Genomic DNA, 11672 nt, shown 5'->3' with positions numbered 1-11672 from the left:
GCGACCATCACGTTGGAGCCGTGGAGATCGCCGTGCACGAGGACGTGCTCACTGGCCGCGACGAGCGGGATCCGTTCGTGAATCCAGGCGCTGAGGTCGACGAACAGTGACCGGTCGTACCGTTCGGAGAGCATCGCTGCCTCCAGCAGGTCGTGGATCCGACCGACGACGGGCGGGTGGTACGCGGGCCAGATCCCTCCGTCGAGCGCCCGGGACAACCACGGTGGCATCAGACCCTCCGGCGCCGGGACACGGTGGAGTGCACGGAGCGCGGCGCCGAGGCTCTCGATCATCGACTGTCTCGCGACCGGATCGGCCGTGGGCCACGCCTCGTGCAGCGTCTGTCCCGGCAGACGCTCGGAGATGTACCACGGACCGTCCGGACCGTCCCCGTGGGCGACGTGCCGGGCATGCGGGACCTCGCTGCCCTCGAGGAGCGCGACGACCTCGGCCTCATGCGCGTAGGCATCGCGGAACCGGGCATCCGTCGTGAGGCGCACGACGTGCTCGTCGCCGATCCACGCTCGGCTGACCCATCCGGCCCTGCGCTGGTACCGGCCCGTCATCGGAAGGCCCGCGGCCTCCAGGATCCGCCGCAGGACGAGATCGTCCTGTGCGTCGTCGCTGCGGGGCGGGGGCCGGTCGGGCATGCCTCGAGCCTTGCACAGCGCGCTGCAGGCGGCAGCCGGGAGATCCACCATCGGCCGTTCTGCCGCTCCCGACGACGTGACCTCGGCTGAGACGCCGAGTCGAGGAGGTCACGTGCATACGATCAACGCCGACACCCTGGGCGCCGAGGGATCCCGGCGCGATCCGGTGTGGAGACTCGACGTCGAGCAGGCCCCGCTCGAGAGGGACCTGCTGCTCACGTGGTGGGTGCGGCGGCTCGCCGTCGTCGCCTGTGCCGGCGCGGCGACCCCGCCGTCACCTGTCCGAGCCGTACGGCGAACCCTGTCCGTATGGAGAACCGTGTCCGTACGGAGCGCCCGTGCCGACGGGCATCTCCGGAGCCTGGCTCGGCGATGCCGCCTCCGCACCCTGCACCTGCTCCGAGCTCGCCGCCTGCTCCGCGCGGCGTGCGCGCGCCGAGCGGCGGAACCAGTTCACCAGCACCCCGGGCACGAAACGGTCCACGAACGGGGCGCCGAAGCGCGCGATCGCCTCGATCACCAGGCCGAGGAAGAACGCGACCAGCGGCATCCAGGCGGCGAGGCTCATGCTCACCGCGATGTCGCCCATCAGTCCCATGTCCACGTGCGTACGGGTCCACACCAGTGCGATCAGCACCAACGATCCCGCGAAGTAGGCGAGCGGGAGCGCCGCCCAGGACGCGACCAGCGCGGGGATGCTGCCGGAGACGATCTCTCGGTCACGGTGCCACAGCACCGCGACCAGCAGCGGGATCAGCAGGGCGATGAGCACCATCGGGATCCATGCGTACCAGGGCAGGTCGAAGAACCACAGGAACTCGTTGGCCCGCTGGATCCCGAGGTCCTCTGCGCCCTGGGAGTTCATGTGCAGCGGCACGGTGAGCATCCCCAGCCCGGGCAGCATCGCCAGACCGGTCAGGCCCCAGATCGGCAGGGACAGCAGGAGGGGGATCACCATCTGGCCGTCCCCGTCGAGGAGCAGTCCGATCGCCCCGCCGACCATGGTCAGGATCCCGACCGGGATCGCGAAGGCCAGGGCGTGCACCAGCGCGAGCCGGGGCGCGGCGGCGAGGTCCGCCACCAGCGGCCACCAGCTCGGCTTCTCCATCCCGGCGAGATGACCCAGGAGCATCGGCAGGCCGATGAGCACCCAGGTGCCGAAGAACATGTCCGCGCCGGCGGAATGCATCGAGAAGGACATGCCGACCGACGCGTCCTCGTAGGCGAAAGCGGTGAGCCGGGTGACGATCACGGCGAAGATCGCCACGGCGAGTCCGGAGATCCCGGTCCACAGCAGCGCGCCGAGCGCCCCGTTGGAGCCCCAGCGCCCTGAGCCCAGGCGGCGCTGGACCAGGCGGGCGCCGAGGAAGCCGGTCGCCACCATCGCCACGGTGATCAGCAGCGGCAGCCCCCGCGAGCTCATCGTGACGCTGCCCAGGAAGCCCATGCTGAGGTCGAGGTCGTAGGAGCCGAAGGAGGCGAGGGAGACCAGCTGGAACGGGATGCCGATCAGCCCCACGATCATCTGGAAGCCGCCGTCGCCACCGGAGGAGGATCCTGCGCCGCCGATCGGGTCGGTGCCGCCGGTGAGGTCACCGGTGTCGAAGGTGAGCACGGCGAGGACGGCGGAGACGATCACCACCAGCGAGGCGCCGAGGGCCACGACGTAGGCGAGCGCCCCGACGATGAAGGTGGGCAGCGGGTTGCCGATGCCGACCTTCTTCAGCACCGCACCGGCCTGTGCGGCGGACGGTGGCGCCGGCGCCGACGGGGCGGAGCCCGACCAGGGTCCCGGCGCGGCCGACGGAGCCGAAGCCGCGGGAGTCGGCGATGTGGGCGGTGCTGCGGAGCCGAAAGACGCACCGGAGGCCGGGCTCGAGGGGACGGCGCCGTCGGGCGAGGGCGCCGGCAGCTGCTCCCCGTCTCCCTGCGGTGCGGGCTGCTGGCCCGGGTATCCGCTGCCCGGATGGCCCTGGCTTCCCCCGTCACCGTAGGGATAGTTCGACTGCGACATGTGTTCCCCTCTCGCGTGACCGGCCTTCGTGGGCGCGGTCATGTTCCCCTGCGGTCGAGCCTATCCGCTGCCACCCACGCCGCGGTGCGCGGGAACGCTCCGAGGTGCCCGGCCGGGACTAGAGGAAGGTCACGGGCAGGACGGCGAGGTGCGCGGGATCGGCGACGACGTCGAGGCGCACGATCCTGTCGGCGTCGAAGGTGACCAGGTAGATCGCGTGCACGATGCCGTCTGGGACATAGGCGGCGGCCGGGACCCCGCCCACCAGCACCGGGCGCGCGAGCTCGGCCCGGCCGGCGAAGACCCGCGCCACGGCGTCGCCGCCGTGCACCTGATGCATGAGCAGCGGCGCACCGTCGCCGGCGCCCGCGGTGGCGATCTCCACCGCGGCCCGGTCGCTGCGCAGCTCGATCTCCGGGTCCAGCACCTGCAGCAGGCCTCCGAAGTCCCCGCCGCGGGCTGCTTCGAGGAACGCGGTGATCGCCGCGTCCTGGCGGCTGCGCACCTCGCCCACCTCGACACCGCGAAGACGGCCGCGAGCCCGCGAGGCGAGCTGTCGGGCGGCCACCGGGGTGCGCTCCACGATCGGGGCGATGTCGGCGTAGGAGAGGGCGAAGACGTCGTGCAGCACCAGGGCCAGGCGCTCGAGCGGTCCGAGATGCTCGAGCACAACCTGCATCGCGACCGCCAGATCCTCGGACCGCATCACGCTGCCCTCCGGCTCCATGGCCGTCCCGACAGCGGCATCGGCGCCGGGACCGACGTCGGCGTCGGCGTCGGCGTCGGCGTCCCAGGCGAGGTCCTCGCGCCGGCGGGACTGCTGGCGGATCATGTCGATGCACACGCGGGAGATCACCGTGGTCAGCCAGGCCTCGACGTTCTCGATCGCGGCGAGGTCGGCGCGCTGGAGGCGGATCCATGCCTCCTGCAGCGCGTCGTCGGCGCTCCAGGGCGAGCCCAGAGCGCGGGTGGCGATCGCGTAGAGCGTGGGGCGGTGCGCGAGGAACTGCGTGGCCGCCTCCTCGAGCGTCGGCTGCTGGTCCGGCACTGCCATCGTCGTCCCCCCGCGTGATCTCTCGTCACGTTTCGTCGTCGGGGAGCGACTCCTCACCAGGACCGCCCAGCACGGGCGTCCCCTCCCCCGATCGAGCACCTCAAGGAGTCCTGATGACCATCCTCCCCCACCCTGACCTGAGCTCGCTGCGCGATGCCGTCCGCGGGGACGTGCAGCTTCCGGGCGATCCTGGCTTCGACCAGGCGCATCGCCCCTGGAATCTCGCGATCCCGCAGTCGGTCCTCGCGGTCGTGGAGGCCGCAGATGCGGCCGACGTCGCTGCACTCGTGCGCTTCGCGGCCGCCCACGGCCTGCCTGTCGCCGCGCAGCCCAGCGGCCACGGCGCCACCGGGCGGGCCGACGGCGCGGTCCTTCTGCGCACCTCCCGCCTGGACGGCATCGAGGTCGATCCCCTCGCCCGGACCGCGCGGATCGGCGCCGGCGTGCGCTCGGGGGATCTGCAGCGGGCCGTCGCGCCGCACGGCCTGACCGCGCTGCCGGGCAGCTCGCCCGTGGTCACGGTAACCGGCGCCGCGCTGGGCGGCGGGCTGAGCTGGTTCGGTCGCGCCTTCGGCTGGATGGCCGACAGCATCCTCTCGGCGGAGATCGTCGCGGCCGACGGCACCCCGCGGCACGTGAGCGCGACCAGCGATCCGGAGCTCTTCTGGGCTCTGCGCGGAGGCGGCGGCGATCTGGTGATCGTGACCTCCTTGGAACTGCGCCTGCACCCCGCCCCCGCCCTGTTCGGCGGGCGGCAGCTCTGGCCCGCCACCGCAGCGCGCCAGGTCGCACTGGTGTTCCGCGCCGTCACCGAGCAGGCGCCGCCCGAGCTGACGCTCTGGCTCGAGCTGCTGAGCTTCCCCGGCAACCAGCCGCTGATCGCGATCGACTCCACCTTCCTCGGCGAGGAATCCGCGGCCCGCCGACTGCTGGAGGCCACCGACTCGCTGCCCGCTCCGCTGAGCGACACCCGCGCCGTGCTGGGAGTGGACGAGCTCGGGTCGATCACCGCCGAGCCCGTGGACCCGGGGCCCGGGACGTCCCGGGCGGAGCTCCTCACCCGGCTCGATGACGAGGCGCTCGCGGCCCTGCTCGAGACGCCGATCGCCCCGCTGATGACCGCGCAGATCCGGCACCTCGGCGCGGCCTTCGCCCAGCCCTCGGACTCCCCGCACGGCCCGCTCGACGAGCCGTACGGGCTCTACCTGTTCGGGGTGCCCTCGAGCGAGGAGGCGGCGGAGGAGATCGGGCATCGCCAGGCGGAGCTCGCCGACTCGCTGCCGGTCAGCGGCCGTACGCCGCTCACCCTCCTCGCCCCGTCCCAGGATCTGTCGGCCGCTCTGCCGGACGCCTCGGTGCAGCGGCTGCGCCGGCTCAAGCACGAGCGCGATCCCCGCAGGACAGTGCGGGGGAATGTCGGGATCATGGGGTGAGCGGCACCCCGCCTCCCTCCACGAGGAGGGGGCGTGCTGGGTGATGTGGGCACCTGCGGGGACGGGCTGGCGCCCGACCACCTGGACAGCCCGCACGCCGCGGCGCGCTCCGGCTACTGCGCCGCAAGCTCGGGCTGCCGCGGCCGGCCGCGATAGGTCAGGTATCGCAGGAGCGCTTCAGCCGGCCCACGCCGGCCCGCCCGCTGCAGGGCGTCGGCGATGACGACGCCGGCCACCCAGGTGGCGACGGCGACCCCGGCGGCCGCGACGGTCGCAGCCTGCAGAGCGACCGGCTGCGCCCCCAGCACGGACACCGGGAACCCGATCCACACGGCACGACGCAGCAAGGGGCGGTAGCGGTCGGGCTGTTCCAGCAGCCGTATCCGCCCGGCCCAAATTCCGATCAGTACCGCCGGCGCCACGGTCAGCGCGGCGATCGGCAGCATCGGCAGCGCCATCGTCCGCAGCAGCGCGCTCTCGAGACGGTTCAACCCGACCCCCGCCGACCCGTCGGCGGCTCCGGCCATCACCTGGAGCACGCTGCAGGCGGCGGCGCTGATCGCCAGGGTGGCCGCGCCCGCTGCCCACGAGCGACGACCGGACCAGGACACGGCCCCTGCGAGGGCCACGGCGAACAGTCCATAGGAGCCGATGATGTCCCCGCTGTCGAGCAGGACGACGTGCGCGATGCCGAACACGACCAACCAGGCTCCGCGCCGGTGTATCAGCCTCCGTGCCCGAGTCGGGTCCCCGTCCGGGCCCGAGCGGCGCCGGGTCAGCTGCACCAGGCCGTACCCGAAGAGTATTCCGAACAGCGACGCGGAGCGGGCATCGACCAGCGACGTGAGCAGCCACTGGACGGCGATGTCGAGCGGCCCACCACCGGCGGGGGCAGTGAGGTCATCGCCCCCCGCATGCAGCATTCGGGAGTGGGCGAGCGCGATGAGCAGCAGCATCACCCCTCGGGCCAGATCCGGAGCCAGCAGGCGCTCCGAGTCCGGCGTCGCCGAGATGGTGTCACGGACGGGCTGGGGATCTCTGCGCGTGGGGTCGACGCTAGGAATGCCGCTCGATGCCGCACATCGATCGGGCGTCTGCTCCCCCGGTCGCCGCAGCAGCTGCCGCGCTGAGCCGACCGCCACCCGGAACGCCACCACACCTTGCAGATCTCCCCGCTGTCAACCTACCCTTGACTCGTGCAATCGTCGTTGACATCCGCAGTGCGAGCTCTGAAGGCACACATGGACGCGCTCCTGGCGGCGCGCGTCCTGACGACCAGCGACGACTGGGCGGCCTCGATAGGGCGCGCAGCGAGCATCCAGACCGCCGCCGATGAGGTGATGCGCGCGATCGTGGCACAAGCACGCCAGGAGGGGGCCACGTGGCAGATCATCGGCGATGCTCTCGGCGTGAGCCGGCAGGCGGCATTCCAGCGCTATGGCAGGCCAGCTGATCCGCGAACGGGAGAACCTCTGACCACTCACCCGCTTCCCGATGCTGCCGAGCTGGCCGTCTCCGTCATCGACGATCTGGTCTCGGGGCGATGGACATCGATCGCGGAGCAGTTCGATCCCGCCATGCGCGACGGCCTCTCCGAGGACGCCCTCGCGGCAGCCTGGACTCAGGTCGTGGGCCTGGCGGGGACGCTGGAGAGCCGTGGAGAACCTGAGGTCCTGCGAGCCGGTGACGTGACGGTCACGAACACGGCACTGTGGCTGGAGGCAGGCGACTACACGGCACGGATCGCGTTCCGTGACGACAGGACCATCGCGGGCCTGCACATCGTCGACGCGAAGACGTCATGACGCTCGGCTTCGGAGCAGGTCCGGCCACGACGCGGCCCCACCTGCGGGAGCGCGCCCTGTGGTCCGTCGGCCTGTTCGTCGCCCTCGCCGTCGTCCTCGCCTGGCTCGTCGCGCTTCCGCTCTGGCTCGGCGATGGGCTCGCCACCCCGTGGTTCCCGGTCGTGGCGATCGCCATGATGATGACCCCGACGATCGCCGCCCTTGCCGTGGTGCTCTTCGTGGAGCCGTCACCGCACAAGGCGGCGACGCTCGGACTCTGGCCCCTGAGGCCGGTCCGGAGACTGATCGGCTACGCGGCGCTGGGAATCGTCGTGTCCATCGTGCTGGTGCTGGCGGCGCTCCCGGTCGGTGCCCTGTTCGGGGTCTACCCCGCTGACTTCGTGCACTTCTCCGCGTTCCAGCAGACCCTCGACGAGAACTCAGGCGGCGCCGAGCTTCCCCTTCCGATCGGCGCGCTCGTCGCCATCCAGCTCATCACGCTTCCCGTTGCGTCCCTGATCAACCTGATCCCTGCCCTGGGTGAGGAGCTCGGATGGCGGGGATGGCTGCTGCCGAAGCTGATGCCGCTCGGCACGCTCTGGGCGTTGCTGATCTCGGGCATCATCTGGGGGCTCTGGCATGCGCCCCTGATCCTGCTGGGCTACAACTACCCGAGCGCACCCGGCTGGCTCGGCGTGACGGCGATGGTCATCATGTGCATCCTCGTCGGTGCCGTTTTCAGCTGGCTGAGACTCCGGTCCGGATCTATCTGGCCGCCCGCCCTCGCCCATGCCGCGTTCAACGGCGCCGGCGGGAGCCATCTCCTCTTCGCCCGGGCGGGAGAGCACATCGACACCACCCAGGCGACGATCCTCGGCTGGAGCGGGTGGATCGTGCCGCTCGCTCTCGTCGTTCTCCTCGCGGCCACCGGCCAGTTCACGCCACGAGACGGCCGACCGACCGGGACCGATGAGCAGGAGGCCGTCACGCGGGGCGTTGCGACGTGACGTCCGGGCTGCGGTCCCCCGGCTCGTCACCGGCCGCTGCAGGGTCGTCCGTCCGCATTCGGTCGAATCAGTCTGGGCGAGAAGATCCGCTCGAGGCAGCACTCCGATTGCTTCAGCGCCTCACCTCGGTCAGCTGTCGGCGGAAATCGTCTCGAAGGATCTGCGGCCAGCCGGTGAAGTTGATGAGCTGGTCGTCGGCGTGGGTGAGTTGGTCGATACCTCCGACACGGGAGAGATCCCGCAGCGCGGGGTCCTCCACGGAGGCGATGGTGGCGTCGACGAACTCGCCGATGTTCAGCGTCTCGTACGGCCGTACGGCGTCGTTGATACCGACTTCGAACGGGGCTATGCGCGGTCTCACCGGGGTGGTGATGTCCAGGGCATTGTGGCCGTCCCCGAGGACCACGAGGGCCTCGAGCAGGGCGTCGAGCGATTCGCCGCAGGTAGTTGCGGTCATCGCCCGATGCAACAACGGGGAGAGCGCGTCGGCTGATTCGAGTTCGGCGAAGGCGCGGCCGAGCCACTTCGGGTAGGGCCGATAACGCCGTTCCTGGAGAAGCGCCATCTCGATGATGAGTCGGCAGCACCTTGCCGCCAGGATGCGAGCCCCGAGTTCGTCGGCGATCTGCACCGAGCGCCCGAGCGTCGGAACCGTCGTGCTCAGCAACTGCCACTGCGAGGCGATGAGCCATCGCCAGATATCGACCGGGTACCAGGCGAGCCGTTCACGAAGTCGGGCCAGGTCGCCGAGATCGTCACGGAACACCGCGCCCGCCGTGAGCTGCAGCAGATGCTGTTGAGGAAGCGTCAACCAGATCGCCGGGTCCGGGGTGCTCATCGGATCGGCGGGAATGGTCGGCAGCTTCGCGCGCAGCCATGCCTCGAGCTCGGAGACCTCGACGTGGTGCGTGGGCCTGCCCGCGGACAGCGAGAACCAGGTAGTGGAGAGACCTCGGTACGTCATCGGCAGAGACGTGGCGACCACGTGCTGGGCCTCGTCCACGTGACCTGCGGCGACGAAAAGCTGCAGACGCGGCCCCCATTCATGGTCGCGGGACTGTTCGTCGTCATACCCGAGAACCTCCGAACCTTCCCCGATCAGGCACGCGGTGTGCGGCATGTCCAGCAGCGGAGCGACGACGTCTTCGTAGAAGCCCCGCGCGAGGTCCAGGCCGCGAGGCACAGAGTGCGTGGGGGCGGAGCTGCGCAGTTCGGAGTCCATAGCGCCAAGGTAGGTACGCCAGCGGGTAATGGACATCGAATTCTCGGCGCCCGGGTCGCCCACTGCGCAGTACTGCGCGCTGATTCAGCGGAATCGGGCAACTGATCACGTCGGCTCGGGCATGGTGGAGGCCATGAGTGCTGATGACTGTGTCTTCTGCCGAGTGGTGGCCGGGACCGTGGAGTCGAGCCGGGTGTACGAGGACGACGAGGCAGCCGAGCACATCCGGAGCGGCATGGCTGCGTCGCCGTCCTGACGTCAGGTTGCCTGAGCGAACCGTGAGCGCGAGGGGGACGCGCAACGAGGGTGCTGCGCCGGTGGCACCGGGTGCGTCGCTGTCCCTGCGTGTGCGCTAGCGTCGGGCGGCGAATCACCGCTAACGGTCGGCTGGGACGCGGACTGGTCTCTACCCTGGGGTTTACCCCACGGCGCAGATCTGTCACGAAATTGCTGGTTTAGACGCTGTGATAACGGGGAGGCTTCGGTCGCGGAGCTGTCCCACAGGGTCGTCGCCAACGTGGCAGATGTGTCGAGTTGAGGTCGCTCGGTCCGCGTAACGGTTCCAACAGTCACTGCATGTCGAGAGCTCCGCGGATTCTGGCTGCGAGTTGTTGTCCATCGAGAAGCGGGCCGCGAGCGTCGACCAGGCGCTGGGACCCAATGGGCACACCGGAGTATCGAGGGATCAGCTGTACATGAAGGTGATTCAGCGGACCGTCGCACATGGAGACCTGGTAGACGCGCTCGACCCCCAAGAGCGCGGCACGCAGAGCCTTCGCCACGTCACGACACACCGTGAAGAGCCGGGTGACCGCCTCATCATCCAGCGCCGTGAAGTCCTGGACGTGAGGCTTCCACACCACGATGCTGTGACCCGGTGCGCGAGGATCTGCGGCCAGAGCAACTCGCACATCGGAGTCGTCGAAGACCAGTGATTGAGGACCAAGCACACCCCCTGTCGCCAGTTCCTCGCACTGATAGCAGATCCTCTTCTCGTTCAATGCAGCTACTCGCACACCAACGCGAGATCGTTGCTCCTTCCAATGGGTCAGCTCCTCGAGCGAAGCGTCGGTTCGCGGAACGTAGGGCATCCCGGCCGATGGTGAGAGCGAAGCCATGGCGCGATCGTGCCACGGGGCACGTCGCGGTGTCGGCGGTTCTCGCTAGCCGCTGAAGGGCCAATGCTCCTCATGGGTGAATGGCACCGCTACGACCTGGACAGGGTCCTCGTACACGATTCTCCCCGGACTGTCGGTGTGGAGCTCGACCCAAGGCACCTCGTACCTGTCCAGCAGCGTCGTGTACCGACGGGCCATCACGAGGAGGTCGAACGCCTCCGCTTTGAACCAGGATCGAGCACCAGGATTGATTGTGGCGCTGTAGCAGTCGGCGGTGACAGTGCTCGGATCCGTATAGTTCCGCTCCCCGTCGGCGTTCTCGCGGCGTATCCATTCTGCGTCGTCGTCGGTGAGCATGCCGCAGTCGCGCAGGCCGTTCGTCATCGCGAAGATGCCCGGGTAGGTTCCCCGCCGGTTTGGGACCGCACTCTGGAATCGAATGTACATGAGCTAAGGCTAGAAGCTCGTGAAAGGGGCCCTCGCACGCCATGCGGCGCAGTTGCCGCTCTGGGGTAAACCCCACGGCGCAGATGTGTCACGAAACAGCCGTTTCGGACCCTGTGGGGCGGAGGAGCCTACGGTCGCGGAGCTGTCTCGCAGGGTCGTCCTCAACGGCGCAAACTTGTGCAGTTGAGGTGTTCAGCTGGCGTAGCAGTCCCCTCAGCCGAAAATGGCCTCGGCGATGAGCTCGGGTTGAGAAATGTGCGGGGAGTGGCTTGCGTGGATGTGCTGGCTGCTGTCGCAGCGGCGGGCCATCGTCCGCTGGAGTTCTGGGCTCACGGCGCGGTCGTCTTCGCACACGATGTAGTGGCTGGGAGCTCTGGTCCATTCAGCCCGTCGCACAACGCCGCGGCCGTGCCCTCCGGCCTGGGGCACCAGTAGGTCGATGGCGCGTGATGCGTCCGCTGACGAGCAGTCTGCGTAGAAAAGTTCCCGGGCGAACTGCTCGGGAACATAGGTGCCGCCGGAAGCGTGAGGTCGCACCCACTGGTTGACGAGCGCGTCGGGTCCACCCAGTTCAGCGCAGCTCTCGCCAGCCATCGGCGCGAAGGCGGAAAAGAAGACGTACGAGCACGCTCGGGCGACGTCTGCGATCACGGCACCCCCGAAACTGTGTCCCGCCAGTATCGGAGGTGTCTCGCAGAGATCTGCTGCCGCTTGGACGGCCCTGACGTCCGCTTTGAGAGATCCCCGGTGTAGGCGTGGAACAACGACCCGGGCACCACGTTGCCGTAGGGCCTCGGCTAGGTGTATGAGGTCATGACGTTGTCGACACGTTCGTGGACTCGGGTGGCCGGGGGCTGATCGCCGCAGGAGGTGTGCGGTCGATGATAGTTGTAGTGGTGGACCCAGACGTTGATCGCTTCGCGCCGTTCGTCTTCGGAGTAGA

Annotated in this window: 13 protein-coding genes; 4 read left to right on the top strand and 9 right to left on the bottom strand. The window is 69.6% G+C overall.

Going from position 1 to position 11672, the window contains the following annotated elements; genetic code table 11:
* The 3 genes from VF289_RS13645 to VF289_RS13635 all read right to left on the bottom strand — a co-directional run.
* The coding region (locus VF289_RS13645) for a phosphotransferase family protein (protein WP_330884445.1) at positions 1 to 650 on the bottom strand (650 nt) is incomplete at its 3' end.
* A 274-nt stretch (positions 651 to 924) separates the two neighbouring features.
* Complete coding sequence (locus VF289_RS13640) at positions 925 to 2664, bottom strand: hypothetical protein (RefSeq protein ID WP_330884444.1); 1740 nt, start codon at positions 2662 to 2664, stop codon at positions 925 to 927.
* Between the two features lie 118 nt (positions 2665 to 2782).
* Positions 2783 to 3718, bottom strand: coding sequence for a sigma-70 family RNA polymerase sigma factor (locus tag VF289_RS13635; RefSeq protein WP_330884443.1), 936 nt, complete (start codon positions 3716 to 3718; stop codon positions 2783 to 2785).
* 113 nt (positions 3719 to 3831) lie between these two features.
* On the opposite strand from VF289_RS13635, the gene VF289_RS13630 reads away from it, so the two are divergent.
* A complete protein-coding gene (locus tag VF289_RS13630; RefSeq protein ID WP_330884442.1) occupies positions 3832 to 5151 on the top strand; it encodes an FAD-binding oxidoreductase in 1320 nt (439 codons plus the stop codon).
* A 113-nt stretch (positions 5152 to 5264) separates the two neighbouring features.
* On the opposite strand, the gene VF289_RS13625 is transcribed toward VF289_RS13630, so the two are convergent.
* On the bottom strand, positions 5265 to 6107 hold the full coding sequence (locus tag VF289_RS13625) for a hypothetical protein (RefSeq protein ID WP_330884441.1): 843 nt from the start codon (positions 6105 to 6107) through the stop codon (positions 5265 to 5267).
* Between the two features lie 285 nt (positions 6108 to 6392).
* On the opposite strand from VF289_RS13625, the gene VF289_RS13620 reads away from it, so the two are divergent.
* Both VF289_RS13620 and VF289_RS13615 read left to right on the top strand, forming a co-directional pair.
* Positions 6393 to 6956 carry a DUF3887 domain-containing protein gene (locus VF289_RS13620; RefSeq protein WP_330884440.1) on the top strand — a complete coding sequence of 188 codons (564 nt, stop codon included), beginning with the start codon at positions 6393 to 6395 and terminating at the stop codon, positions 6954 to 6956.
* Positions 6953 to 7942, top strand: coding sequence for a CPBP family intramembrane glutamic endopeptidase (locus VF289_RS13615; RefSeq protein ID WP_330884439.1), 990 nt, complete (start codon positions 6953 to 6955; stop codon positions 7940 to 7942). Before VF289_RS13620 ends, VF289_RS13615 begins: the two co-directional genes overlap by 4 nt.
* Positions 7943 to 8054: 112 nt before the next feature.
* On the opposite strand, the gene VF289_RS13610 is transcribed toward VF289_RS13615, so the two are convergent.
* Positions 8055 to 9062, bottom strand: coding sequence for a DUF4037 domain-containing protein (locus VF289_RS13610; RefSeq protein WP_330884438.1), 1008 nt, complete (start codon positions 9060 to 9062; stop codon positions 8055 to 8057).
* A gap of 130 nt (positions 9063 to 9192) precedes the next feature.
* Between VF289_RS13610 and VF289_RS13605 the strand changes: the two genes are divergently transcribed.
* Complete coding sequence (locus VF289_RS13605) at positions 9193 to 9420, top strand: hypothetical protein (RefSeq protein ID WP_330884437.1); 228 nt, start codon at positions 9193 to 9195, stop codon at positions 9418 to 9420.
* Between the two features lie 313 nt (positions 9421 to 9733).
* Here VF289_RS13605 and VF289_RS13600 read toward each other — a convergent pair whose 3' ends face one another.
* From VF289_RS13600 to VF289_RS13585, 4 genes are all read right to left on the bottom strand, one after another.
* Positions 9734 to 10282: an HIT family protein gene (locus VF289_RS13600; protein WP_330884436.1), complete on the bottom strand. Its 549-nt coding sequence runs from the start codon at positions 10280 to 10282 to the stop codon at positions 9734 to 9736.
* A 45-nt stretch (positions 10283 to 10327) separates the two neighbouring features.
* Positions 10328 to 10729, bottom strand: a complete 402-nt coding sequence (locus tag VF289_RS13595; RefSeq protein ID WP_330884435.1) for a hypothetical protein — start codon at positions 10727 to 10729, stop codon at positions 10328 to 10330.
* Positions 10730 to 10942: 213 nt separating this feature from the next.
* A complete protein-coding gene (locus tag VF289_RS13590; protein WP_330884447.1) occupies positions 10943 to 11536 on the bottom strand; it encodes an alpha/beta hydrolase in 594 nt (197 codons plus the stop codon).
* A partial coding sequence (locus VF289_RS13585; protein ID WP_330884446.1) for an integrase core domain-containing protein occupies positions 11527 to 11672 on the bottom strand: 146 nt, incomplete at its 5' end. The genes VF289_RS13590 and VF289_RS13585, both read right to left, overlap by 10 nt.

The sequence above is a fragment of the Brachybacterium sp. genome (assembly GCF_036379615.1).
Classification (GTDB): Bacteria; Actinomycetota; Actinomycetes; order Actinomycetales; family Dermabacteraceae; genus Brachybacterium.
This window is presented reverse-complemented; position numbering and strand designations above follow the sequence as displayed.

Coding starts and splice junctions, on each gene's coding strand:
- VF289_RS13640 (WP_330884444.1), bottom strand. CDS start 2,664: ATGTCGCAGTCGAACTATCCCTACGGTGACGGGGGAAGCCAGGGCCAT.
- VF289_RS13635 (WP_330884443.1), bottom strand. CDS start 3,718: ATGGCAGTGCCGGACCAGCAGCCGACGCTCGAGGAGGCGGCCACGCAG.
- VF289_RS13630 (WP_330884442.1), top strand. CDS start 3,832: ATGACCATCCTCCCCCACCCTGACCTGAGCTCGCTGCGCGATGCCGTC.
- VF289_RS13625 (WP_330884441.1), bottom strand. CDS start 6,107: ATGCTGCTGCTCATCGCGCTCGCCCACTCCCGAATGCTGCATGCGGGG.
- VF289_RS13620 (WP_330884440.1), top strand. CDS start 6,393: ATGGACGCGCTCCTGGCGGCGCGCGTCCTGACGACCAGCGACGACTGG.
- VF289_RS13615 (WP_330884439.1), top strand. CDS start 6,953: ATGACGCTCGGCTTCGGAGCAGGTCCGGCCACGACGCGGCCCCACCTG.
- VF289_RS13610 (WP_330884438.1), bottom strand. CDS start 9,062: ATGCCGCACACCGCGTGCCTGATCGGGGAAGGTTCGGAGGTTCTCGGG.
- VF289_RS13605 (WP_330884437.1), top strand. CDS start 9,193: ATGGACATCGAATTCTCGGCGCCCGGGTCGCCCACTGCGCAGTACTGC.
- VF289_RS13600 (WP_330884436.1), bottom strand. CDS start 10,282: ATGGCTTCGCTCTCACCATCGGCCGGGATGCCCTACGTTCCGCGAACC.
- VF289_RS13595 (WP_330884435.1), bottom strand. CDS start 10,729: ATGTACATTCGATTCCAGAGTGCGGTCCCAAACCGGCGGGGAACCTAC.